Below are 24,293 nucleotides of genomic sequence, written 5' to 3' on the forward strand. Positions count from 1 at the left end.
CTGGTCCATGGAAGACCTGCGCGAACGACGACTCTTCGGCGGGGCCGTCATGGCCCCCGGCGACCTCTCCGCGAGCCCGTACCGGGTGGACCGCGACCGGATCGTCGCCTCGCCGTTCTTCGCCCGCCTGGCGGGCGTCACCCAGGTCATCAGCCCCGGCGGCTCCGGGCTGCTGGTGCACAACCGGCTCACGCACAGCCTCAAGGTCGCCTCGGTCGCCCGCGGCATCGCCGAGAAGATCGGCGGCGACCCGGTGCTGGACAAGCTCGGCGGCTGCGACGCCGACGTCGTCGAGGCCGCCGCGCTCGCCCACGACCTCGGCCACCCGCCCTTCGGGCACCTCGGCGAGCACGTGCTGGACCGGCTCGCCCGCGAGCGGCTCGGGCTGCCCGACGGGTTCGAGGGCAACGCCCAGTCGTACCGCATCGTCACCAGCACCCAGGCGCGCGGCGCGGCGATCGGGCTGGACCTCACCGCGGCGGTGCGGGCGGCGCTGCTGAAATACCCGTGGACGCGGCGGACGCACCCGGACCCGCACCCGATGCACATGAACCCGACGCCCCGGGGCGCCGGCGGCGACCCCGCCGTCGGGTCGAGCAAGTTCGGCGCCTACGTCACCGAGCTCGCCGACGTCCGCCAGGCGCGGGCGCCCTTCGCGGGCCGCCTCGCCGACTGGCAGCAGACGGCCGAGGCCTCCGTCATGGACACGGCCGACGACATCGCGTACGCCATCCACGACCTCGAGGACTTCCACCGCGTCGGCGTGCTGCAGCAGGGCGCCGTCGCCGCCGAGCTCGTCGCCTGGCTGCGCGACGCCGGCGAGCTGCGCGGCCTCGGCGACGTGCAGCTGCGCGCCGGCGGCCGCCGGCCGGGCCGCTCGGTCGAGCTCCTGCGCCGCCGGCTGCGGGCCAAGGACGGCTGGATCTGCGACGACGACGCGTTCGCGGCCGCCGTCGCCCACGTGCGCACCGAGCTCGCCGACGGGCTGCTCGCCGCCCCGTTCGACGGCTCCATCGACGCCGAGCAGGCGGTGGCCCGGTTCTCGGCCCGCTGGACCCGCCGGCTCATCGACGCTGTGCACGTGCGCCCCGACCCGCCGGTGCGCTCCGGCCACGTGCTGCTCGCGCCCGCGCAGTGGCACGAGGTGCAGATCCTGAAGTTCATCCACCACCGGTTCGTGCTGGAGCGCCCCGACCTGGCCCTGCACCAGCGCGGGCAGGCGCGGCTGCTGTCCAGCCTGGTCGAGGCGCTGCACGCGTGGCTGACCGACCCGGGGGAGGAGGCGCGGCTGCCGCGGCGCCTGCACGACCTCGTGGAGCTCGCCGAGGCCGAGAGCGCGCAGCTGGAGCCGTCGGACTACGGCCGGGAACGCATCGACGTCGTGGCCATGGCCCGCGGCCGGGCGATCGTGGACTTCGTCGCCGCGCTCACCGACGGCCAGGCGGTCGGGCTGCTCGAGGCGCTCTCGGGCCGTTCGCGCCAGCTCTGGACGGACGCGTTCGTATTGTGAGTGCCATGCTGCGACTGCGCCCGATGACCCAGGGCTACCAGATCAGGACGATCGCGACGGCCGAGGACTCCACCTCGTGACGACGCGGCTGGTCGTCATCGGCGGCGACGCGGCCGGGATGAGCGCCGCCTCGCAGGCCCGGCGGCGGCGCCCGGCCGGCGAACTCGCCATCGTGGCCTTCGAGCGCGGGCAGCACGTCTCCTACTCGGCCTGCGGCATCCCCTACCTCGTGGCCGGCGACGTCGCCTCCTCGGACGACCTGGTGGCCCGCCACCCCGCCGACTTCGCCCGCATGGACATCGACCTGCGCCTGGCCTCGACCGTCGTGGGGATCGACGTCGATCGGCGTTCGGTGCTGGTGCGCGGCCCGGACGGGGAGTACCGGGAGCCGTTCGACCAGCTCGTGATCGCCACCGGGGGCGTGCCCGCGCGGCCCGACGTGCCGGGGGCGCTGTCGCTGGGCATCCACGGGGTGCAGACGCTCGAGGACGGGATCCGGCTGCTCGGGTACCTCGACCGCCACGCGCCGAAGCGGGCCGTGGTGGTCGGCGGCGGGTACATCGGGCTCGAGATGGCCGAGGCGATGCTCAAGCACGGGCTCGGGGTCACGCTGGTCGACGCGGCCGACCAGCCGATGCGCACCCTCGACCCCGACATGGGCGGGCTCGTCGCCGACGCGCTGCGGGCCGAGGGCGTGACCCTGCGCCTGGGCGAGCGGCTCGAGGGCTTCGCCAGCCACGCGGGGCGGGTCACCGCGGTGCACACCAGCGGCGGCGAGATCCCGGCCGACCTGGTCATTCTCGGCCTCGGCACCCGCCCCGACAGCGACCTCGCCCGGGCCGCGGGGATCGACATCGGCGAGACCGGGGGCATCCGCACCGACCGGCGGATGCGGACCTCGGCCGACGGGGTCTGGGCGGCCGGGGACTGCGTCGAGACGCTTCACCTCGTCTCGCAGCGGCCGGTGGCGATCGCGCTCGGCACGCACGCCAACAAGCAGGGGCGCGCCGTGGGGATCAACATCGGGGGCGGCTACGCGACCTTTCCGGGTGTCGTCGGTACGGCCGTGTCGAAACTCTGCAACACCGAGGTCGCCCGGACCGGGCTGTCCACCGCGGAGGCGGCCGCGGCCGGGTTCTCCTCGTTCGGCGTGGTCACCGAGTCGACGACCCGCGCGGGATACTTCCCGGGCGCGCGCAAGATCAAAACGAAGATCATCGCCGAGCGTACGACGGGCCGGCTGCTCGGCGCCCAGATCGTCGGCGAGGAGGGCGCGGCCAAGCGCATCGACGCGCTCGCGGTGGCGCTCTGGCACGGCATGACCGTCGAGGAGATGACCTCGCTCGACCTGTCCTACGCGCCGCCGTTCGCGCCGGTGTGGGACCCGGTGCTCATCGCGGCACGCAAGGCGGCCGAGGCGCTAGGTTCGTTCTCGTGATTCGCAGCTCCGCCTTCGCGTCCCTGTCGGCCCACGACCTGTACCGGATCCTGAAGCTGCGCTGCGACGTGTTCGTCGTGGAGCAGCGCTGCCCGTATCCGGAACTGGACGGCCGCGACACCGAGCCGCGGACCCTGCACCTGTGGGTGGACGCGCCGGACGGGACGGTCGCGGCGTATCTGCGGGTGCTCTCGGAGCCCTCCGGTGAGGCCCGCATCGGCCGGGTCGTCACCGCGGCGGCGGCCCGGGGGCGGGGGCTGGCCGGGGCGCTGCTCGGGGCGGCCCTGGAGCACATCGGCCCGGACCGCCCCGCCGTGCTCGACGCCCAGACGGTGGCGACCGGGCTGTACTCGCGGCACGGGTTCACGGTGACCGGACCGGCCTACGACGACGACGGCATCGAGCACGTGCCGATGCGCCGGGGTTGACGCTGCTGTCTTGTCCTTGTTCCGCGGTGCTGTTGCTTGTTTTCCGCGGTGCTGCTTGTGCGCGGTGCTGGTGCTTGCGTGGGCCGGTGCGCCGGCGTCAGGCCTTCGGCTCCAGCTTGATGGACAGCGAGTTCACGCAGTGGCGCGTGTTCTTGTCCGTCATGCGCTCACCGCGGAACACGTGCCCGAGGTGGGAGTCGCACCGCGCACACCGGATCTCGGTGCGCACCATGCCGTGACTGCGGTCCTCGATCTCCTTGACGGCGCCGGGGATGGCGTCGTCGAAGCTCGGCCAGCCGCAGTGCGAGTCGAACTTGGTGTCGCTGTCGAACAGCTGCGCACCGCAGGCCCGGCAGCGGTACGTGCCCTCGGTCTTCGTGTTCACGTACTCCCCGCTGAACGGTGCCTCGGTGCCGGCGAGCCGCAGGACCCGGAACTCGTCCGGGGTGAGCCGCGCCTTCCATTCGGTGTCGCTCGTGGGCAGGGTGACGAGTGGCTCAGTCATGCCTCAACGGTAGGCCGCGACCGCTTCCTCGACCATTACGGCCCGCGAACAGCGTTCGCCGCGGTCCTCGCGGCGCCCGCTGCCGCTGCGTTGCCTCCCGGCCTCGGTCTCCACATGGCTTCGCTCGTTCGCGGCTTCGCTCGTTCGCGGCCTCGCCCGGGCGCGGCCTCGCTCTGCGGTGGGGTCTGTTCTCGTGCGGCTCGGCCTTTTGCGGCGAGATGCCCGAATCGTCCGCGTGCCTGGCTCGTTGGCCCTCCCGAAAGCCGCGATTCGGACTTTTGTGGTACTACGGGCGATTTGGCTTTGGGGGTCGGTTCGACGATGAGGCTGCTATACAAGGCTGTCGCGCTGGGCGCGGTGGGCGCCGCGGGCGTGACGTCCCTGGCGAGCGCCGCTGAGGCCGCGTCGACCCAGCCCCCGGACCTGCGCACCACGGACGCCGCCGCCGGCACCTTGCGGCTGGTGGAGACGCCGCTGCCGGGCGCGGCGCGCTCGGTACTCGGGGTGACGGAGGACCAGGACCTCCCGACCGCGACGAACACGGCCTGGCACGGCTCATCCGGCGTGTCCGACGCTTCGGGCCACGGCTCGGCGGCGGCTTCCGGCTACAGCGACGCGGACGCGAATGCCGCCGGCTTCGGCTCGGGCCGCCACTCCCGCACCTGGAACGGCGGCGCTCCGACCCACGGCTCGGCGAACGCTTCGGACAACGGCTACGGCTCCGGCTCCGGCTCTGGTCACGGCTCCGGTCACGGCTCCGGCTCTGGTCACGGCTCTGGTCACGGCTCTGGCCACAGCTCCGGCTCTGGGCACGGCTCTGGGCACGGCTCTGGGCACGGCAATGGCTCTGGTCACGGCAATGGCTCTGGGCACGGCAACGGCGGTGGCTACGGTGGCGGTCCGGGTGGCGCGCATACCGGTGGCGGGCACGGCCAGGGCCACAGCCACGGGAACGGGCCGGCCACCGGGGGCGGCGGCAGCGGCCAGGGCAATGGCGGCCCCGCGACGGGCGGCAACGGCGGCCCGGGTGGCAACGGCGGTCCGGGTGGCAACGGCCAGGGCAACGGCGGCCCCACGACGGGCGGCAACGGCGGCCCCGGTGGCAGTGGGCAGGGCAACGGCGGCCCGGCCACCGGCGGCAACGGCGGTCCGGGTGGCGGTGGGCAGGGCAACGGCGGCCCGGCCACGGGCGGAGGGGGTTCGGGCACCGGCGTGAGCCCGGCCGGCGCCGGCGGCGTCACCGGCATCCCGGCGGGCGGCGCGGGCGTCACCTCGGTCGGCCAGCTGCCGGTCACCGGCCCGTCCTCGTCGATGATGACCACGATCGGGTTCGCCTTCATCATCGGCGGCGCCGGAGTGCTGTACCTGACGCGCCTCGGCGGCGACCCCGACGACGAGCCGGGTTCGTCCCGCGTTCCGGGCCCTCGCAACCGCCGCCGCTCGGCCGACGACCTGCAGCCGACGGGCGGCCGCCGGCCTCGCCCGCAGCCTTCGCGCCGCGGTCGCTGACCCATCCAGCCTCAACCCCCGGTGCGCGGCGGACGAACTCGTCCGCCGCGCACGCATTTCCCCCGACCCGCTCGCCGGCTTCTGATCGCGCGCGCCTCCAAGATCGACGGTGCGGCCGGCGCCCCGCGTGCGTCCCGCTCTCCGAGTGGGCTCGCTGCGCGGACCTGGTGCCGGAGCCGGTGATCCGGGGCTTCGCGGTGGCGTGGTGGCCGCGCGGCCGGCCGGTGCGGCGTAAGGTCCTTGGCATGGCCGATGCGCTTGAGGTCGAGGTCGCGGGGCGGGCCGTGCGGCTCACGAGCCCGGATCGGGTCGTGTTCCCCGAGCGGGGGTTCACGAAGCGGGACGTGTTCGAGTACTACCTGGCCGTCGGCGACGGGATCATGCGCGCGCTCGGCGATCGGCCCACCACGCTGCAGCGGTTCCCCGAGGGGATCGACGGCGAGGCGTTCTTCCAGAAGCGGGTGCCGGCACGCGGGGTACCGGCGTGGATCGAAAAGGCGCAGATCGCCTTCCCCAGCGGGCGCAAGGCCGACGAGCTCTGCCCGGCCGATCTCGCGCATGTGGCGTGGGCGGCCCAGATGGGCACCATCGTGTTCCACCCCTGGCCGGTGCGCAAGGGCCACGTGGATCACCCCGACGAGCTGCGCATCGACCTCGACCCCCAGCCCGGCACCGGCTTCGGCAACGCGGCCGAGGTGGCCGGCGTGCTCAAGGGCGTGCTCGACGAGCTCGGGTTCGTCGGGTGGCCGAAGACCTCCGGTGGCCGGGGCCTGCACGTGTACGTCCGGATCAAGCCCCAATGGACGTTCGTCGAGGCCCGCCGCGCGGTGATCGCCCTGGCCCGCGAGGTGGAGCGCCGAGCGCCCGAGCGCGCGACGACCAAGTGGTGGAAGGAGGAGCGCGGCGAGCGGGTGTTCGTCGACTTCAACCAGATGGCCCGCGACCGCACCATCGCCTGCGCGTACTCCCTGCGCGCCAACGCCCGCGCCACCGCCTCCACCCCGCTGCGCTGGGAGGAGATCGGCGACGTCGAGCCGGACGACTTCGACCTGCGCACGGTACCGGCCCGCCTGGCCTCGCTCGGCGACCCCCACGCGGCCATCGACGACGTCTCCCACGACATCTCCGAGCTGCTCGAATGGGCGGAGCGGGACGCGGCCAACGGCGAGGGCGACATGCCGTACCCGCCCGAGTACCCGAAAATGGAAGGCGAACCGATGCGGGTCCAGCCGAGCCGGGCGCGCAAGCAGGACGCCTGACCGCCCACCCGCCGCGCCTCCTGATCGCCGCCCGGCTCTCCCGCCTCGCAGCCGGCTCTCCCGCCCCGCACACCTCGCGCGGCCCCGACGCTCGCTCGGCCCGCGCCCTTCGAGCGGCCCAACCCAGGCGCGCCCGTCGTCCGTCACCAGCCGCCCGTCACCAGCCGCCCGTCGCCCGTCGCCCGCCGCGGGTCGCTCGCGGTCTGTGGTCGTGATCGGCCGGTGTGCCGCTTGTCGCCCGCAGTTTGCGGTCGCCATCGGCCGACGTGCCGCTTGTTGCCCGCGGTGTGTGGTCGTGATCGGCCGGCATGCCGCTTGTGGCCCGCGGTGTGTGGTCGCGATCGGCCGGCGTGCCGCTGGTTGCCTCCGGTCTGTGGTCGCCATCGGCCGACGCACCCCGGCAGCGCGCCGCGCCAAGAGCAGCCGACGTCGAAAGCCGCACGAGCGACATATCGCCCGTCGGGCGATAAGTCCGAAAAGTCGCGGCGCGGAGCGCCCGACTTTTCGTGCCCAAACCGAACCGCCCGCCTCCCGAAGCAGTGGGAGGCGGGGCGGCCGCGGTGTTCGAGCGCTACTTCTCGCAGGTCGTGCCCGCGCCGGGCACCCTCAGGTCGATCAGGTAGCGGTTCACGGCGTCGATGATGCAGCCGGTCTGCGGGTACGCGGTGTGGCCCTCGCCCTTCCACGTCACCAGGGTGCCGACGCCGAGCATCTTGGCCAGGGCCGGGGCCTGCTCGTACGGTGTGGCCGGGTCGCCCAGGGTGCCGATCACCACGATCGGGGCCGAGCCCGTGGCGGGGCCCTTCGGGTACGGGTCGCGCTTGCCCGGCCACTGGGCGCAGATGAGGTTCAGGGCCAGGGCGCCGCCGAAGAGCGGGTACTTCTGGCGCCACTGGGCCTGCAGCGCGCGGTCCTGCTCGACCGTCGGGGTGTCGTCGGAGTCGGCGCAGTTGACGGCCGAGTTGGCGTCGAACATGTTCGAGTAGTGGCCGTTCGCGTCGCGCTCGGCGTAGGCGTCGGCCAGCTGGAACATCTTGGCCGGCTTGCCGTTGCGCAGGTCGTTCATGGCCTGGGCGAGCAGGCGCCAGGAGGACTCGCTGTAGAGCGACGACACGACCGCCGTGAACACCCAGCCCGACGTCGCCTTGCGGCCGCCGGCGCCCGCGACCGGGTTCGTGCGCGCGTCCGCGATCGCCTTCATCACCACCGCGCGCGCGTCCGGGCCGATCGGGCAGGACGAGGCGTTGTCCGTGCACCACTTGCTGAAGTTCGTGAACGCCAGCTCGAAGCCGGCCGCCTGCTTCTCCGCGGACTGCTGCGTCGACTGGGTCGGGTCGACCGCGCCGTCGAGCACGAGGGCGCGCACGTTCTTCGGGAACAGCTGGGCGTACACCGCGCCGAGCAGCGTCCCGTAGCTGTACCCGAGATAGGTCAGCTGCGCCTCGCCGACGGAGGCCCGCAGCGCGTCGAGGTCCCGGGCGGCCTGCTCGGTGGAGAACAGCGGCAGCTGGTCGCCGTATTTGTCGCCGCAGCTCTGGGCCAGCTTGCGGGTCAGTGTGACGAAGCTCTGGTAGCCCTCGTCGCTGACCGGGTCGGGGTCGATGCCGAAGTTCTGGTCGAGGTCGGCGTCGGAGAAGCACTTGACCGGCGAGGAGCGCCCGACGCCGCGCGGGTCGAAGCCGATGATGTCGAAGCGGCGCACGATCTCGGCCGGGAGGTACACCGAGCGATACACGCCGTAGTCGAACCCGGAGCCGCCCGGGCCGCCCGGGTTGATGAACAGCGAGCCGACCCGGTCGCGCTGGGTGGTGGAGCGGCCGCGGACCATGGCGATGTCGTAGGTGCCCGAGTCCTTCGGGTTGTTCCAGTCCCGCGGCACCTTCACCGTCGCGCAGCTGAACTGCACGTTCTGCGGCGGGGTGGGGAAGATGCCCTTGTACGCGTCCGGGCACGGCTGCCAGTCCGCGGCCGGGATGTCGAGCCCGCCGGACTTGCTCGCGTTGCCGCCCGCGGCGCCTGACGGCGCGGTCGAGGCCTTGGTGAGCGGTCGCCCCGAGGTCGGCGTCGTGAACTGCGTGCCCGAGGTGCACCCGGCGGTCAGCGCGGCGACGAGCGACAACGCCACGAACCGCCGCGCCGGCCACCCCGGAGCGCGAGAAGCCAGGGCGCGCAAACTCGGGCCGCGAGAGCTCGTGGTGCGAGAGGACGGGGTGCGAAGGTCGGGGCCGCGAGAGCTCGTGGTGGGAAAGGACGAGGTGCGGGAAGACGGCGTGCGGGAAGACGGGGTGCGGGAAGACGAGGTGCGGGAAGACGGCGTGCGGGAAGACGGCGTGCGGGAAGACGTAGTGCGAGAAGGCGAGATGCGATCGTCGGGACCGGGCGCAGCAGGAGGCAGAGTGCGCAGGGCAGGAGAGAAGGTGCGTAGGCCAGCAGGAAGCAGGGTGCGCAGGGCGGAGGAGAAGGTCACGGACGGCCCGCCAGGACGGATTCGACGTCGAAGCGGATCGGGCGGTCCAGCTGCTCGTAGGTGCACGACAGTGGGTCGCGGTCGGGGCGCCAGCGCTTGAACTGGGCGGTGTGGCGGAAGCGGTCGCCCTCCATGGCGTCGTAGCCGACCTCGACCACGAGCTCCGGGCGCAGCGGCACGAACGACAGGTCCTTCTTGCCCGTCCAGCGGCTCACGCCGCCCGGCAGGCGGGTCGCGGCGTCGCCCGCGGGGACCGACTCCAGGCTCTCCGCCGCGGAGCCGGGGGCCTGGCCGGCCCAGTTCCACGGGTGGTCGGCGATGTCCTCGCGGTATTGGGCGAGCTCCTCGACCAGCTCGGCCCGCCGTTCGCGGGTGAAGGAGGCGGCGACGCCCACGTGGTGCAGCCGGCCCTCCTCGTCGTAGAGGCCCAGCAGCAGCGATCCCACGATCGGCCCGTCCTTGTGCCAGCGGAACCCCGCCACGACGGCGTCCGCCGTGCGGGAGTGCTTGATCTTGAACATGGTGCGCTTGCCCGGCTCGTAGAGGCCGTCGGCCGGCTTGGCGATGACCCCGTCGAGGCCGGCGCCCTCGAAGCGCTCGAACCAGTCCTGGGCCACGGCCGCGTCGGTCGTCACCGGGGTCACGTGCATCGGGGGTTTCACCCCGTCGAGGGCCTCGGTGAGGCGGGCCCGGCGGGTGGCATACCCCTGCCCGGTCAGCGCCTCGTCGCCCAGCGCGAGCAGGTCGAAGGCGACGAACGAGGCCGGCGTCTGCTCGGCGAGCAGCCGCACCCGGGAGGCGGCCGGGTGGATGCGCTGGCCGAGCAGCTCGAAGTCGAGGCGGGGTTCGCCGGTGTCGCGGCGGATCACGATGATCTCGCCGTCGACCACGCAGCGGGGCGGGAACTGGGCCCGGACCTGCTCGACGACCTCGGGGAAATACCTGGTCAGCGTCTTGCCGCCGCGGCTGGCGAGCTCGACCTCGTCACCGTCGCGGAACACGATGCAGCGGAACCCGTCCCACTTCGGCTCGAAGCTCATGCCGGGCGCGCTGGGCAGGCTGGGAATGCTCTTGGCGAGCATCGGCTCGACTGGCGGCAGGACTGGCAGCTCCACGAGCCCAAGTCAACCACACGGGTACGACAAGTTTCGGAACCGCGCGAACGACCGGATCGGGCATCCGCGGCCCGAAGCGGGGCACCGCGGCGCAGCGTAAGCGGTCAGACCGCTCAGAACGCCGCGAACGACCGGACCGGTATCCGCGGCCCGAAGCGGGCGCCCCGGCGCGGCGTGCGCGGTCAGACCGCTCAGAACCGCGCGAACGACCGGACCGGCATCCGCGGCCCGAAGCGGGGCGCCGCGATGCCGGCCCGGGCGATCAGCCCGCAGACCCGGCCGCGGTGCGGCGCGAAGGGCGCCAGCAGCTCCAGCATGTGCTCGTCGGTCCCGCGCGCCACCCCGGTCAGCGCGAACGTGACGTGGTTCTTGATGTGGTAGTCGCCGACCGAGACCTGGTCGGCGTCGCCGTACGCGGCCCGGGTCACCTCCGCCGCCGTCCACGGCCCGATCCCGGCGATGGACACCAGCCGCGCCGTGCAGCTCGCCGCGTCCGCGCAGCGCTCCAGCGCGGCCGCCTGCGCCGCGGCCCGCCGCAGCGTGTCGGCCCGCTTCTGCTCGACCCCGAACGGGTGGAACGCCCAGTACGGGGTCGCCGCGACGACCTCCGGCTCGGGCGGCAGCCAGAGCCCGGCGCGCGGCCCGGGAGCGGGCTCGGAGAGCTTGCGCAGGATGCGCACGTAGCCGGCGTACGCCTCCTTGCCGGTCACCTTCTGCCCGAGGATCGCGGGCACCAGATGGTGGAAGACCCGCCCGGTCGCGCCGAACCGCAGCCCGGCGTGCTCGCGGGCGAGGCGGTGCACGACGGGGTGGACGCGGGCGAGCTCGGCGAATCCGGTGACGTCGTCGCGCAGCCCGGCGATTGCGTCCGCGCGCTCGAGGAGCCAGGAGGCGCCGGGGCCGAACGCCTCGAAAACGAGCTCGTCACCGCGCAGGTCGAACGCGATCGTCCCGGGGCCGAGCGGCGTGCGGGTCGCGAACCAGGCCGAACGGTGCGAGATGGCCATGGTCGGGTCGCCCTGGATGAGCGCGAGGCCCCGGAAGGTGCCCGCGAGGTCGTACCGCGGTGGAACCTTCACGCCGCGGCCCGGGACAGGGCCCGGTGCAGCAGACGGGCATCGCCGAGCATGGCGCGCAGCTTACGCTCCAGACCCGCGATCGGCACCAGGTTCTGCGGCGCCCTCGGGTCCTTGTACGCCTGCGACGCGAACCGCGGCAGGGTGACCGCCGACCGATGGGCGAGGGCCACCGCGGCGGCGGGCGTGAGGTCGGCCGAGCACTCCGCCCGCACGATCCCGGACCAGGGCGCGCCGGCGGGCCCGGGCAGGCGAAGGTACCAGGCGAAACGGTTCCACGACGTGCCCAGCACGAACACGGGCGTGCGCTGCCCGCCCCGCAGCGCGGTGACCACGGCGGTCAGCTCGGGCGGCAGGTACTCGACCCGGTGCGTCTTGATGTACCCGAGCGCCCGCGGCAGGTGCGCCCGCTCCTGCAGCGGCCCGTCGACGATGAGCAGGTCGTCGTCGACGCGCTCCTCGCCGGAGACGCCCACCTCGAGCGCCCGCATGTGCCGCTGCACGCCGAGCGCGAGGTCCTTGGGCTCGCCGCGGGAGACGCGCCGGAAGGGGTACCGGATGCTGCCGGCGACCACCGGCGGCACGAGCCCGGCGGAGGTGAACAGCCCCCGCTCGATGCGGGCGGTGGCGATCCGCGCCGCACCCCGGTCCAGCTCGCAGCAGACCACCCCGGCGGCGTAGGAGGCGGCGACGCCCGGGTGCGTGGTCCCCTCGTCGTCGGTGATCCAGACTCGCGCGTCGATGCGCTGCACCCCGTCGACGATGAGCACGGTGCCGGGCGCCGCGAGGCCGGGCGGCGGGTCGACGGGGCGCCAGGCGTCGGCGGGCAGCTCGACATCGGGCTGGATCTGCGCCGTGCTCTGCGCCTGCGGCCCCGAGGTCTCGGTCGCCTCGAAGGAGAGCCCGTACGCGGGGTCCCAGGCGTCCACGTGCAGCTTCACAGTCCCACCCGCTCGATCCGGGCCGTCCGCGCGTCGCGGCGGACCTCGAAGCGCACCGGAATCCGCTCGGCCAGCGCCCCCACGTGGGTCACGACGCCCACCATGCGGTCGCCGCGCGCGGCCAGGTTCTCCAGCGTCACCGCGACGGTGTCGAGGGTGGCCGTGTCCAGGGTGCCGAAGCCCTCGTCGAGCACGATCGACTCCAGGCTCGCCGACGCCGCCGACAACCCCGCGAGCTGCTCGGACAGGGCCAGCGCGAGGGCCAGCGAGGCCTGGAACGTCTCCCCGCCGGACAGGGTGCGCACGGCCCGGCGCAGGCCCGCGTCGTGGTGGTCCACGACGAAGAACTCGCCCTTCTCGTGGCCGAGGTCGTACTGCCCCGACGACAGCTCCCGCAGCGTGCGCGACGCGCCCTCGACGAGCGTGTCGAGCGCCTCGGCGAGCAGCCAGCGCTCGAACCGGTCCGCCCGCAGGTGCTGGGCGAGGGCCTTGGCGACCTGCGCCTCGCGGGCCATCTCGTCGCGCTGCTCGCGCATCCGGGCCGCGTCCGCGCGCCGCTCCTCGATCCGGCGCCGGGCCGCGTCCGCGCGCTCGAGCGCGACCGCGGCGTCGCGGGCCGGGTCGCCGCCCGGCGCGGGCAGCCCGGCCCCGGTGAACCGCGCGGCGAGCTCGTCGCGGATCGCCGGCCACGCGGCGCTCGGCCTCGCTCACCTCGTCCAGCGCCGCCTGGCGCCCGGCCCGGCGGCGGCCCGCCTCGCCGGCGGCCCAGGCGTGCAGGGTCGACCAGGCGTCGGCGAGGTCGTCGCGGTTCGCCGGGGGCGGCCCGAACGCGGCCAGCCCGTCGCGGGCCCCGTCGAAGCCGCGCCAGGCGCTGCGCAGCCGCTCCTCGGCCCGGTCGGCCTGACCGGCGGCGTTGCGCTGGGCCTCGCGGGCCTTGCGGACCTCGGCGCCCGCCTGCTCCAGGCCGCGGGTCAGCGCGGCGATGCCGTCGAGGTCGCGCTGGAGCGCCTCGGGCGCGGGCGCGTCCCGCAGCGCGGCATCGAGCTCGCCGAGCCGCTGATCGAGCTGCTGGGCGTGGGCGCGCGCGGTGGCGAGGGCCCGGTCGAGGTCCCGCGCCGAGCGGTCCCGGTCCTCCACCGTCTTGTCCGCGGCGGTCGAGCGCTTGCGGGCCAGCTCACCGGCCTTCTTCGCCGCGACCACGGCGGGCTCGTGCGGCTGGTCGGGCAGCCTGTGCACGGTCTGCTCGCAGACCGGGCAGGCCTCGCCGACGCGCAGCCCCGGCCGCAGCGCGACGGCCTGGTCGGTGGCCATGGCGGCGTTGTAGGCCTCGAACGCGGCCTCCAGCGCGAGCCGGGCCTTGGCCGCGTCCGCGCGCGCGGACTCCAGGGCCGCCGCGGCCCTGCCGTGCTCGGCCTCCACGCCCCGCAGCGTCGCGCGCACCGTGGACGCCTCGGCGAGCAGGCGCGAGCGGGCCGCGTGGTGGTCGAGCAGCCGGCGCAGCGCCGTCGCGTCCCCGGCCGACTGCAGCTCCCCGCGCAGCTTCTCCTCGCGCTCCTCCGCGGCCCGGGCGGCGTCCATCGCCCCGGCGACCGCGGCGCGCGCGGTGGCGGCGGCCGCGGCGAGGCCGGCCGCGTCGGCGGGCACCGCCACCGAGGAGAGGCGGGCGATCTCCGCGTCCAGCGTGGCCAGGGCGGTCGCGGCGAGCCCGGCGAGCTTCCCGGCGTCGGCGAGGCGGGGCGCGATGGCGTCGACGGCGGCGGCGACCGCGCGCAGCGCCTCGACCCGGGCCTCGGCCGTGGCCAGGGCGGCGTCGTCGATGTCGGCGAGGGCGTGGAGCTGGTCGTCGAGCACCTTGAGCTTGGCCTCGGCGGTGGTGCCCTCGGCCTGCGCCCGCTCGCGGATCTTGCCGTACACCTCCAGCCCGAGCAGATTCACCAGGATCTTCTGCCGCTCGGCCGGCTTGGCGTGCAGGAACGCGGCGAACTCGCCCTGGGGCAGGACCACGCACTTCGTGAACTGCTCGTAGGGCAGCCCGACGACGGTCAGCACGGCGGTGTCGACCTCGCCCGGGGTCCCGGCCAGGACCTCGGCGATGTCGTCCTGCTCGAGCCCGAACTCCAGCTTGCCCAGGTCGAGCCCGGGCGCCAGCATCTCCAGCCCGGCGTGCTTGGTGGTCACGGCGCCCTTGGCGTCGCGGCGCACGACGCGGGTGAGGACGTAGCGCTTGCCGGCCGACTCGAAGATCAGCCGCACCCGGGCCTCGGCCGCCGACGGTGCGAGGGCGTTGGCGATCGCGCGCCGGTCGCCCCAGCGGGGCACGGTGCCGTACAACGCGAAACAGATGGCGTCGAGCACCGTCGACTTGCCCGAGCCGGTCGGCCCGACCAGCGCGAAGAAGTCCGTGTCGGTGAAGTCGACCGTGGTGGGCTCGCGGAACACGGTGAACCCGTCGAGATCCAGGCGGACCGGCCTCATGCCGATCCCTCCGCTTCGCCGCGGGACCGGCAGAGGAGCCTGAGCCGATGATGAGCGGCCACTGCGCTTCGCTCCGTACCCCTCATGAGTGCATCACCTCGTCGTGCAGCCGGTGGAACAGGTTCACGGTCGCCTCGTCGGCGTGCCCGCGCTGGCCGAGGTAGTCGGCGAACAGCTCGCCCGCGGAGCGGCCCGCCCGCGGCGCCTCGCCCCGCCCGCCGCCCGGCGCCGGCAGCAGCTTTGGGTCGATGCGCACCTCGAGCGCCTTGGGCAGCAGCTCCTGCACCTCCTCGCGCAGGCCGGCGCGGGGGGCCTCCTGGACGTACACCCGCAGCCAGGCGTCGCCGGTGTCCAATGTGGACAACTGGGCGAGGGTGCCCCGCACGGTGCGCAGGGGCGTCGCGACCGGCAGCGGGATCTCGCGCACCCGCGCGGCGGTGCTCGCGGTGACGTCGACGACCGCGACGGAGACGATGTTCTCCTCCTCGCCGAAGTCGATCGGCAGCGGGCTGCCGCTGTAGCGGATCGGGCAGGGGCCGGCGACGGGCTGCGGGCGGTGCAGATGGCCCAGCGCCGCGTAGTGCACGGAGGACGGGAAGACGCTCGCCGGGACCGCGTACCCCATGATGGTGTGCGCCTCCCGCTCGCCGCCGCCCATCGTGGCGCCGATGACGGTCAGGTGGGCGGTCAGCAGGTTCACGGTGTCCTCGCCGAAGCCCTTGGCGAGCCGCGCGATGAGGTCGCCGATGTAGCCGGCGTAGGACTGGGTCATCTCGGCCGCGGAGAGCTCGAACATCTCGCTCGCGCGCACGGCGTAGCGCTGGGAGAGGAACGGCAGCGCGATGAGCCGCCACGGCTCGCCGCCGGCGCAGACGCCGGAGAGCAGGTGCTCCTCGGGCCGGCCGATCGCGCCGCGGATGGTGATTCCGGCCGCGTCGGCCCACGGGCGCAGCGCGTCGAGGGCGTTGCCGTTGTCGTGGTTGCCGCCGATGACCACCACGTCGGCGCCGGTGCGGCGCAGCGCCGAGAGGCCGCGCGTGACGATCTTCGTGGCGTCGGCGGTCGGGGTCGCCGTGTCGTAGAGGTCGCCGGCGACGATCACCAGGTCGGGGCGTTCGGCCTTGGCGACGTCCACGAGCCCGTTGATGGCCGCGATGTGGTCGGGGCCCCGGGACTGTCCTTTGAGGACCTTGCCGACGTGCCAGTCCGAGGTGTGCAGGATCCGCAAGCTGCCGGCCTTTCCTAGAACGGGATGTCGTCGTCGCTGATGCCACCGCCGCCGACCCGGGCCACGACCGCGAACGGGTCGGTGGCGGCCTGGGCGATCGAGCGCAGCGTGGCGGCGGGCGGCGGTCCGGCCTCGGCCGGGCGGGTCGCCCACGAGGGGAACGGGAACTCGATGCACAGCGGCACCGGGATCTCCGGCTGGGACACGAACATGGTGCCGGGCTTGGCCAGCAGGGCGCGTTGGCGCTGGGCGGGCGGGAGGAAGCCGTACTCCGGCCGCGACGCCTCGGCCGGGTCGAGCCGCCCGACGACGCGGATCGCCGAGTTGGCCACGATCCGCCGCTCCACCTCGCTCGCGGTCTGCTGGGCGCCGATGAGCACCACGCCGAGGGAGCGCCCGCGCTCGGCGATGTCGAGCAGCACCTCCTTGATCGGGCTGGTGCCCTCCCGCGGCGCGTACTTGTTCAGCTCGTCGAGCACCACGAACAGCAGCGGCTTGGCGGTGCCGGCCTTCTCCTTGCGCTCGAACTCGGTGCGCAGCGTGACGCCGACGACGAACCGCTGCGCCCGGTCGGGGAGGTTGTGCAGGTCGACCACGGTCACCTGGGCCGACTCGGCGGTGTTGATCTGGTGCGGTTTGCGCTGGGCGAGGTCGCCGCGGATCAGCCGGGACAGGTCCTTCTTGCTGCCGATCAGCCGGCGCGCGAACGCGTTCACGGTGCCGAGGCCGACCGCGCTGCCGGCCCACTGCCCGCGGGTGGCGTCGTCGTTGAGCTGCTCGACGAGGTAGTCCACGAGGTCGGCGTAGGAGTTCAGGCGGGTGCCGTCGACCGCGACCCCGCCCTCGGCCGGCTGGGCGACGCGCGCCAGGTGCGCGGTCACGGAGTGCACGACCATCGTGTACTGCTGCCGCTCGTCGTCGGCGTCGGCGAACACGTACGGCAGCAGCCGGTCGGCGCAGAACTCCGTCAGCGTCCAGTAGAAGGCGTCGACGCCGGACAGCCGGCTGCTCACGTCCGGGGTGCCGGAGGAGTCCCCGGCCCGCGGCGGCGCGTAGACCCGCACGTCCGGGAACGGCCCGGCGACCAGCCCGAGGCGCGCGTAGGAGTCCTCGGTGGCCTGGTCCAGCCGGCTGTTGGGGTGGTCGAGGAAGAGCAGGTCCTCGCCCTTGACGTTGAAGATGAGCGCGCGGGTGTTCGCGGTCTCGCCGGCGCCGCCGAGCACGCCGGAGCGGAAGACCGAGTAGAGCAGGAAGGTCGCGAAGCTCGTCTTCGTGGCCACGCCGGAGATGCCGGAGATGGACACGTGGGCGCCCCGCGAGCCGTCGAGGAAGTCGGCATTGAGGAACATCGCGGCGCCGTCGCGGCCGAAGCCCATCGGGACGGTGCGCTCCATGCGGTCGAAGTACAGCGCCCCGGCCCGCGCGTCGCCCTGGGCCCGGCGGACGAGCGCGCCCGGGGTCGGGGGGACGTACACCTCCGGATCGACGCGGGTCGTGGTGATCTCGGCGGCCTCCTGGATCGTGGCCGGCAGCGTGCCGTCGGCGACCAGGAACACGTCGGAGTCGAACACGACGCCCTCGTGGCGGGCCCGCACCGCGGTCACCACGCCGGCGATGGTCACCGGGTCGTGCTCGGGCAGATCACGCTCCGTGACGACGACGTCGTCGAGCTGGAGGTAGGCGCCGTCCTCGACGGCGACCCAGAACGTCAGCGGCGTGGCGTCGGCGGTGCCGAGCACGCGCCCGACGACCGGCCCGCCCGAAGCGGCTGCGGACTCGTCCTCCATGGCGTTCGACCCCCAGTACATGTGTTCGCCTGTGCATCGTGCCCCACGCCGCCCACAAGGGCGAAGGCACCACGCCACGGTCGATGGATGAGTGTCCCATTCACACGGGCAAAAGTGGACGAACCCGGTCACGATGCATCGCTGTCCACAGGCTTGCGGCACCTTGTCCACAAGGATGTGGACGGTCCTGTGGTCAACGAGCGTGCCGCAGGAAGAGCAACCCGTCGTCCATGAGCACGTGACGCAGGGTGAGCCGCTGGGGGGCGGCGAGGGGCAGCCCGTCGGTGATCCGCCCGGCCCCGGGGCCGGCGAGCAGCGGGGAGAGCGTCAGGCACAGCTCGTCGACGAGCCCGGCGGCGGTCAGGGAGCCGAACAGCCGCGGCCCGCCCTCGCTGAGCAGGTGCGCGAACCCCCGCTCCCGCAGCGCCGCGACCCCGGCGGCGAGATCCACCTCGTCGTCACCGACGGTGATGATCTCGGCCACGCCGGCCAGCCGCCCGGGGTCGGCCCCGGCGCGGGTGAGCACGATCGGGCGGACCGGGGCGCCGGCCAGGGCGTCCTGCCCGGGATCGAGGTCGAGGCGCCCGGAAACGATGACCAGGGTGGGGTACTCGCGCAGCCCGTTCGCCACCCGCCAGGCCCGCCGGTCGGCGTCGAGGCGCAGCGCGTGGTACCCCTCCTCGCGCACGGTCCCCGCGCCCACCACGAGCGCGTCGCAGAGCATGCGCAGCAGCCCGAAGACGCGCTTGTCGGCCGGCCCGGACAGCGGCGCGCTGCGCCCGTCCACGTGCCCGGCCCCGTCCAGGCTCGACACGAAGTTCAGCCGCAGCCAGGGGCCCGGCGGGGTTCGATACAGGTCGATCAGATCCGGTTCGGCGACGACGTCGGGCCACAGCTGCTGCACCCGCCGAATCTACTTGGCGGGAGATCGCGGCGTAGGGCTGCGGCGCGGGGGAGGCGCACCCGACAATGGCTGCACCATGGCTCGCATGATCTACCAGCTGCGCATCACGCTGGACGGCGTCGACCCGCCGGTCTGGCGGCGGGTGCTGCTGCCCGGCGCGTTCACGCTGGACCGCCTGCACCGGATCGTCCAGCTGGCGATGGGCTGGGGCGACCGGCACCTGCACGTGTTCGACATCGACGGGGTGCAGTACGGCACGCCGGACCCGGACGGGCTGCTCGAGGTGCACGACGAGCTCGAGCACCGGCTCGACGCCGTGGCGGGCAAGGGCACGCGGCTGCGGTACACGTACGACTTCGGCGACTGGTGGGAGCACGAGGTGACGGTCGAGGACGTCGTGCCGGCCGACCCGGGCGTGCGCTACCCGATGTGCACGGGCGGGGAGCGCGCCTGCCCGCCCGACGACGTCGGCGGACCGCTGGGCTACCGCGACTTCCTGGCGGCGTACGCGGACCCCCGCAACCCCGATCACGAGGCCATGCGGGCGTGGCTGGGCCGCGACTTCGACCCCGCCGGATTCGACGCCGGGCGGGCCAGCACGCTCCTGCGCCGGATGACCTGAGTAACTTTCAGCCGACCTGGGGCCCTAACCTGCGGTCGTGACGCTCCGTAGAGCTTTGCCGCACCCCTAAAAGCCGCGAATCCGGCGAAAAGGTTGCTTGGAAATCTTGCGGTAACGAAATGGGAACGCTCCCATTGCCCCATTGACACGCCGTCGTTCGCGGTCCAGTCTCATGGGAGCGCTCCCGCGGCTGTGGCCGGTGCCACACCCCGCAGCCGTGGGAGACATCAACTCGCATGTCCGCCAAACCGCCGGCGGGGCTTCACCCTGCCCGCCGCCGTACGCATCAACACCCCCCACACCACACCCACCCATCACGACCTGAGAGAGGGGTCAGGATGAGTTTCACCTCGCGCCGCGTGCGCTCCGTCGCCGCGGCCGCACTGACCGTCGGGCTCGCCCTCGGCATGGGCGCCTGCAGTGCCAAGAAGGACGACGCGGGATCCGACGGCAGCACCGGCGGCCCGGTCACGATCTCGCTGTCCTACTTCGGCACGCCCGGGTTCACCCAGGCGGTCAAGGACTTCGAGGCCGCCAACCCGAACATCAAGGTGGACATCAAGAACGAGGGCCAGACCAAGGACTTCGTGCCGAAGCTGGCCCAGCAGCTCTCCGCGGGCAGCGGCGCGAGTGACGTGGTCATGCTCGAAGAGGGCATGCTCCTGCAGTACCTGAAGGACAACAAGCCCTTCGCCAACCTGCTCGACCTCGGCGCGTCGTCGCTGGAGAGCGAGTACCTGCCGTTCAAGTGGAAGAACGCGTTCACCGCGGACGGCAAGAAGCTCGTCGGTCTCGGCACCGACGTCGGCCCGCTGGCCATGTGCTACCGCAGCGACCTGTTCCAGCAGGCCGGCCTGCCGACCGACCGTGACGCGGTCAGCAAGCTCTGGCCGACGTGGGACGACTACGTCAAGCAGGGCGAGGTCTTCAAGTCCAAGAACCTGAAGGCGACCTGGCTCGACTCGGCGACCTCGGTCATGCAGCCGTACATCATGCAGAACAGCGACACCTGGTTCTACGACAAGAGCGACAAGTACATCGGCGACACCAACCCGGTCGTGAAGAAGGCCTACGACCTCGGTCTGGACATGGCCTCCAAGGGCCTGACGGCGAAGCTGGCCCGCTGGTCGACCGACTGGGACGCCGCGTTCAAGAACTCCGCGTTCGCGACCGTGCCGTGCCCGCCGTGGTACACGGGTGTCATCAAGGAGCGCGCCGGCGACGCCGCCAAGGGCAAGTGGGACATCGCCACGATCCCCGGTGGCGGCGGCAACTGGGGTGGCTCGTACCTCGCGATCCCGGAGCAGAGCAAGAACAAGAAGGCCGCGTTCGAGCTCATCAAGTTCCTGACCGGCAAGCAGGGCGGCATCGACGCCTTCAAGGAGGCGGGCCCGCTGCCGTCGTCGCAGTCGGCCCTGGCCGACCCGCAGATCTCCGGCGCGACGAACGACTACTTCAACAACGCTCCCGTCGGCAAGATCTACGTCGAAGCCGCGAAGACCCTCAAGCCGATCTACCTGGGCCCGAAGCACCAGGCCCTGTGGGAGAACGCGTTCGAGCCGGCCATGCAGGCCGCTGAGCAGGGCAAGCTGAGCGCTCAGGCGGGCTGGGACAAGGCCATCAAGGACAGCAAGGCGCTGGCCGAGGGCTGATCGGAACCCCGATCGACACCGGGCGGAGGTGGCGGCAACTCGCCACCTCCGCTCGCCAGCGACCGGGCTTAGGCGTAAAGGACCACACCAATGACCACCAATGTCGAGGTCGCCGGGCCTCGCCACGGGCGGAGGGACCCGGTGCCGCCGACGCCCCGGCGCTCGCTGCGCCTCGGCCGGCTGGACATCAAGTACTCGCCGTACCTCTTCGTAGCGCCGTTCTTCCTGCTCTTCGCGGTCTTCGGCGCCTACCCGCTCGTCTACACCGCGGTGCTGTCGCTGCGCAAGAACACGCTGACCGGCGGTGACCAGGGCTTCGTCGGTTTCGAGAACTACACGAAGGTGCTCACCGACGAGCACTTCTGGACCGTCATCGGCAACACGTTCGGGCTGTTCATCATCTCGACCGTGCCGCAGCTGATCTTCGCGCTGATGATCGCCAGCTGGCTGAACAAGAAGATGCGCGCCCGCACCGCGATCCGCATGGGCGTGCTCATCCCGAACATCACCTCGGTCGCCGCCGTCGGCATCGTCTTCGGCCTGATCTTCGCCGACCGGTACGGCCTGGCGAACTGGCTGCTGCAGAGCGTCGGCTTCGACCCGGTCGAGTGGCGCAACCACCGCTGGTCCTCCTGGACCGCGATCGCCTTCATGGTCGACTGGCGCTGGACGGGCTACAACGCCCTGATCTACCTCGCCGCGATGCAGGCGATCCCGAAGGAGCTCTACGAGTCGGCCTCCCTCGACGGGGCCTCGGCCATCCGCCGCTTCTGGCGGATCACGGTGCCGCTCATCCAGCCGACGATCCTGTTCACGGTGATCATCTCGACCATCGGCGGCATGCAGCTGTTCACCGAGCCGCTGCTGTTCAACTACGGCCGCATCCAGGGCGGCTCGCTCAACGAGTTCCAGACGGTCGCGATGTACATCTACGAGACCACGTTCACGAACAACTTCAACGTGGGCCGGGGCTCGGCGATCTCCTGGCTGCTGTTCCTGATCATCCTCGTCTTCGCCCTGGTCAACTTCCTGCTGGTGCGCCGCTCGGTGAGGGGGCAGACGCAATGAGCACCATGACCCCGACCAAGCCCGCCACCCGGCCGGCCCCGGCGCCGAAGCGCTCCGGGCGCGTCCGCAGCGCCTCCGCGGCGCTGTGGGAGGCCAGCCCGCTGACCTACCTCGCGCTGATCCTCACGATCGTGCTGTCGATCTTCCCGATCGTGTGGTCGTTCATCGTGGCGTCGCGGGACAACAGCGCGGTGACGGACATCCCGCCGCCGCTCACGCCCGGCGGGAACTTCTTCTCCAACGCCCAGCGGGTGCTGGAGAACACCGACGCGAACTTCGTCTACGGCCTGGTCAACTCGGCCATCGTGGCCGGCTGCGTGACGCTGTCGGTGGTGTTCTTCTCGACGCTGGCCGGCTTCGCGTTCGCCAAGCTCAAGTTCCGCGGCAAGAACGCGCTGCTGCTCGTCATCATCATGACGATGATGATCCCGACGCAGGTCAACATCATCCCGCTGTACCTGCTGATGGTGAAGCTCGACTGGACCAACACGCTGCAGGCGGTCATCGTGCCCTTCCTGGTCAAGGGCTTCGGCGTGTTCATGATCCGGCAGTACGCCGAGTCGGCGATCAGCGACGAGCTGATCGAGGCGGCGCGGATGGACGGAGCCTCGACGTGGCGCACATACTGGAGTGTCGTGCTCCCGGCGCTGCGCCCGGCCGCGGCCGTCCTCGGCCTGCTGACGTTCATGGAGACGTGGAACGACTTCCTCTGGCCCTACGTGGTGCTCAACGGTGACACGCCGACCGTCCAGGTCTCGCTGAACATTCTGGCCACCGGTTACTACAAGACGGACTACGTGCAAGTCTTTACCGGGACAGCCCTGGCGATCGTGCCGCTGCTCATCGTGTTCATCGCATTCGGCCGCCAGATCATCGGCGGCATCATGGAAGGTTCGGTCAAGGCGTGACCAACATCGACCCGCTGACGTTCCCACCCGGATTCCTCTGGGGGGCGGCCACCGCGTCGTACCAGATCGAGGGGGCGGCCGCCGAGGACGGCCGCACACCCTCCATCTGGGACACGTTCAGCCACACCCCCGGGCGGACGAAGGGCGGCGACACCGGCGACGTGGCGTGCGACCACTATCACCGCTACCGCGAGGACGTCGCGCTGATGGCCGACCTGGGGCTGGGCTCCTATCGGTTCTCCATCGCGTGGCCCCGCGTGCAGCCGGGCGGCCGCGGGTCGATGAACAGCAAGGGCCTCGACTTCTACCGGCGGCTCGTGGACGAGCTGCTGGAGCGCGGGATCACCCCGTGGGTCACCCTGTACCACTGGGACCTCCCGCAGGAGCTCGAGGACGCCGGCGGCTGGCCGGCCCGCGACACCGCCGCCCGGTTCGCCGAGTACGCCGCGCAGGTGCACGGCGCGCTCGGCGACCGGGTCCGGCACTGGACGACGCTGAACGAGCCCTGGTGCTCGGCGTTCCTGGGCTATGCCTCCGGCGTGCACGCCCCGGGCCGCAAGCACGCCCCGGACGCGCTCGCCGCGACGCACCACCTGCTGCTCGGCCACGGCCTCGCGGTGCAGGCGATCCGCGCGAACGACCCGGACGCCCAGCTCGGCATCACGCTGAACCTCTACGCGATCTCGCCGGCCGACGCGGACTCCGCGGCCGACCGCGACGCCGTGCGGCGCATCGACGGCCTGGCCAACCGCCTGTTCCTGGATCCGGTACTGCTCGGTGCCTACCCGGACGACGTCAAGCAGGACCTGAGCGAGGTCACCGACTTCGGCTTCGTGCGCGACGGCGACATGCGGACGATCGCGGCCCCGCTGGACCTGCTCGGCGTGAACTACTACAGCCGGCACGTGGTCGGCGCGCCCGACCCGGACGTGCCCGCCGAGCCCTACTGGCGGGCCCCCACGTCCTGGCCCGGCAGCGAGCACGTCCGCTTCCACCAGCGGCCGGGCGTGCCCGTGACCGACATGAACTGGGAGGTCGACGCGCCCGGGCTCACCGAGACCCTGGTGCGGGTCGCCCGGGACTACCCGGCGATCCCGCTCTACGTCACCGAGAACGGGGCGGCGTACGTCGACACCCGCACCGCCGACGGCCAGATCGACGACGTCGAGCGGGCCGCCTACTTCGACGCGCACTTCCGCGCCGCCCTGGCCGCGATCGAGCAGGGGGCCCCGCTGCGGGGGTACTTCGCGTGGTCGCTGCTGGACAACTTCGAGTGGGCGTGGGGGTACACCAAGCGCTTCGGCCTGGTGGGCATCGACTACGACACGCAGACGCGCACGATGAAGACCAGCGGGCACCGCTACCGCGAGGTCATCAAGCGCAACGGCCTGGCCGAGTAGC

18 protein-coding genes and 1 pseudogene are annotated in these 24,293 nt (G+C 72.7%); 10 read left to right on the forward strand and 9 right to left on the reverse strand.

Annotation, left to right across the window (positions count from 1 at the left end):
* Positions 1–7: 7 nt before the first annotated feature.
* From ACQP1P_RS08350 to ACQP1P_RS08360, 3 genes are all read left to right on the forward strand, one after another.
* The gene (locus tag ACQP1P_RS08350) at positions 8–1,510 is read left to right on the forward strand and encodes a deoxyguanosinetriphosphate triphosphohydrolase family protein (RefSeq protein WP_433084683.1); all 1,503 of its coding nucleotides are present in this window, start codon (positions 8–10) and stop codon (positions 1,508–1,510) included.
* 76 nt (positions 1,511–1,586) lie between these two features.
* Complete coding sequence (locus ACQP1P_RS08355) at positions 1,587–2,948, forward strand: FAD-dependent oxidoreductase (RefSeq protein ID WP_433084685.1); 1,362 nt, start codon at positions 1,587–1,589, stop codon at positions 2,946–2,948.
* Positions 2,945–3,376 carry a GNAT family N-acetyltransferase gene (locus ACQP1P_RS08360; protein ID WP_433084687.1) on the forward strand — a complete coding sequence of 144 codons (432 nt, stop codon included), beginning with the start codon at positions 2,945–2,947 and terminating at the stop codon, positions 3,374–3,376. Before ACQP1P_RS08355 ends, ACQP1P_RS08360 begins: the two co-directional genes overlap by 4 nt.
* Before the next feature lie 97 nt (positions 3,377–3,473).
* On the opposite strand, the gene msrB is transcribed toward ACQP1P_RS08360, so the two are convergent.
* Positions 3,474–3,881, reverse strand: a complete 408-nt coding sequence (gene msrB / locus ACQP1P_RS08365) for a peptide-methionine (R)-S-oxide reductase MsrB (protein ID WP_433084689.1) — start codon at positions 3,879–3,881, stop codon at positions 3,474–3,476.
* Between the two features lie 321 nt (positions 3,882–4,202).
* On the opposite strand from msrB, the gene ACQP1P_RS08370 reads away from it, so the two are divergent.
* Positions 4,203–5,390, forward strand: a complete 1,188-nt coding sequence (locus ACQP1P_RS08370) for a hypothetical protein (RefSeq protein WP_433084691.1) — start codon at positions 4,203–4,205, stop codon at positions 5,388–5,390.
* Positions 5,391–5,635: 245 nt separating this feature from the next.
* The gene (gene ligD / locus ACQP1P_RS08375; protein ID WP_433084693.1) at positions 5,636–6,649 is read left to right on the forward strand and encodes a non-homologous end-joining DNA ligase; all 1,014 of its coding nucleotides are present in this window, start codon (positions 5,636–5,638) and stop codon (positions 6,647–6,649) included.
* Positions 6,650–7,220: 571 nt separating this feature from the next.
* On the opposite strand, the gene ACQP1P_RS08380 is transcribed toward ligD, so the two are convergent.
* The 8 genes and pseudogenes from ACQP1P_RS08380 to ACQP1P_RS08415 all read right to left on the reverse strand — a co-directional run bounded on the left by ACQP1P_RS08380 (position 7,221) and on the right by ACQP1P_RS08415 (position 18,633).
* Positions 7,221–8,774, reverse strand: a complete 1,554-nt coding sequence (locus tag ACQP1P_RS08380) for an alpha/beta hydrolase (protein ID WP_433084695.1) — start codon at positions 8,772–8,774, stop codon at positions 7,221–7,223.
* A gap of 338 nt (positions 8,775–9,112) precedes the next feature.
* Positions 9,113–10,198, reverse strand: coding sequence for an ATP-dependent DNA ligase (locus ACQP1P_RS08385; protein ID WP_433089912.1), 1,086 nt, complete (start codon positions 10,196–10,198; stop codon positions 9,113–9,115).
* 224 nt (positions 10,199–10,422) lie between these two features.
* The gene (locus tag ACQP1P_RS08390; protein WP_433084697.1) at positions 10,423–11,310 is read right to left on the reverse strand and encodes a DNA-3-methyladenine glycosylase family protein; all 888 of its coding nucleotides are present in this window, start codon (positions 11,308–11,310) and stop codon (positions 10,423–10,425) included.
* Complete coding sequence (locus ACQP1P_RS08395; protein ID WP_433084698.1) at positions 11,307–12,248, reverse strand: hypothetical protein; 942 nt, start codon at positions 12,246–12,248, stop codon at positions 11,307–11,309. The genes ACQP1P_RS08390 and ACQP1P_RS08395 overlap by 4 nt, the downstream gene beginning before the upstream one ends.
* Positions 12,245–14,723 (reverse strand): annotated as a pseudogene (locus tag ACQP1P_RS08400) (AAA family ATPase). The gene ACQP1P_RS08395 and the pseudogene ACQP1P_RS08400 overlap by 4 nt, the downstream one beginning before the upstream one ends.
* Positions 14,724–14,805: 82 nt before the next feature.
* Positions 14,806–15,951: an exonuclease SbcCD subunit D gene (locus ACQP1P_RS08405; protein ID WP_433084700.1), complete on the reverse strand. Its 1,146-nt coding sequence runs from the start codon at positions 15,949–15,951 to the stop codon at positions 14,806–14,808.
* Between the two features lie 14 nt (positions 15,952–15,965).
* The gene (locus ACQP1P_RS08410; RefSeq protein WP_433089914.1) at positions 15,966–17,738 is read right to left on the reverse strand and encodes an ATP-binding protein; all 1,773 of its coding nucleotides are present in this window, start codon (positions 17,736–17,738) and stop codon (positions 15,966–15,968) included.
* 193 nt (positions 17,739–17,931) lie between these two features.
* On the reverse strand, positions 17,932–18,633 hold the full coding sequence (locus tag ACQP1P_RS08415; protein WP_433089916.1) for a pyrimidine reductase family protein: 702 nt from the start codon (positions 18,631–18,633) through the stop codon (positions 17,932–17,934).
* A gap of 85 nt (positions 18,634–18,718) precedes the next feature.
* On the opposite strand from ACQP1P_RS08415, the gene ACQP1P_RS08420 reads away from it, so the two are divergent.
* The 5 genes from ACQP1P_RS08420 to ACQP1P_RS08440 all read left to right on the forward strand — a co-directional run bounded on the left by ACQP1P_RS08420 (position 18,719) and on the right by ACQP1P_RS08440 (position 24,292).
* Positions 18,719–19,264: a plasmid pRiA4b ORF-3 family protein gene (locus ACQP1P_RS08420; RefSeq protein ID WP_433084702.1), complete on the forward strand. Its 546-nt coding sequence runs from the start codon at positions 18,719–18,721 to the stop codon at positions 19,262–19,264.
* 338 nt (positions 19,265–19,602) lie between these two features.
* Positions 19,603–20,916 (forward strand): extracellular solute-binding protein, encoded by a 1,314-nt coding sequence (locus ACQP1P_RS08425; protein ID WP_433084704.1) that lies wholly within the window; start codon positions 19,603–19,605, stop codon positions 20,914–20,916.
* Between the two features lie 90 nt (positions 20,917–21,006).
* Positions 21,007–21,984, forward strand: coding sequence for a carbohydrate ABC transporter permease (locus ACQP1P_RS08430; protein WP_433084706.1), 978 nt, complete (start codon positions 21,007–21,009; stop codon positions 21,982–21,984).
* Positions 21,981–22,892 carry a carbohydrate ABC transporter permease gene (locus tag ACQP1P_RS08435; protein ID WP_433084708.1) on the forward strand — a complete coding sequence of 304 codons (912 nt, stop codon included), beginning with the start codon at positions 21,981–21,983 and terminating at the stop codon, positions 22,890–22,892. The genes ACQP1P_RS08430 and ACQP1P_RS08435 overlap by 4 nt, the downstream gene beginning before the upstream one ends.
* Positions 22,889–24,292, forward strand: coding sequence for a GH1 family beta-glucosidase (locus tag ACQP1P_RS08440; protein ID WP_433084710.1), 1,404 nt, complete (start codon positions 22,889–22,891; stop codon positions 24,290–24,292). The genes ACQP1P_RS08435 and ACQP1P_RS08440 overlap by 4 nt, the downstream gene beginning before the upstream one ends.
* Position 24,293 lies beyond the last annotated feature (1 nt).

It is taken from the genome of Dactylosporangium sp. CA-052675 (genome assembly GCF_050947935.1).
Taxonomy (GTDB): Bacteria; Actinomycetota; Actinomycetes; order Mycobacteriales; family Micromonosporaceae; genus Dactylosporangium.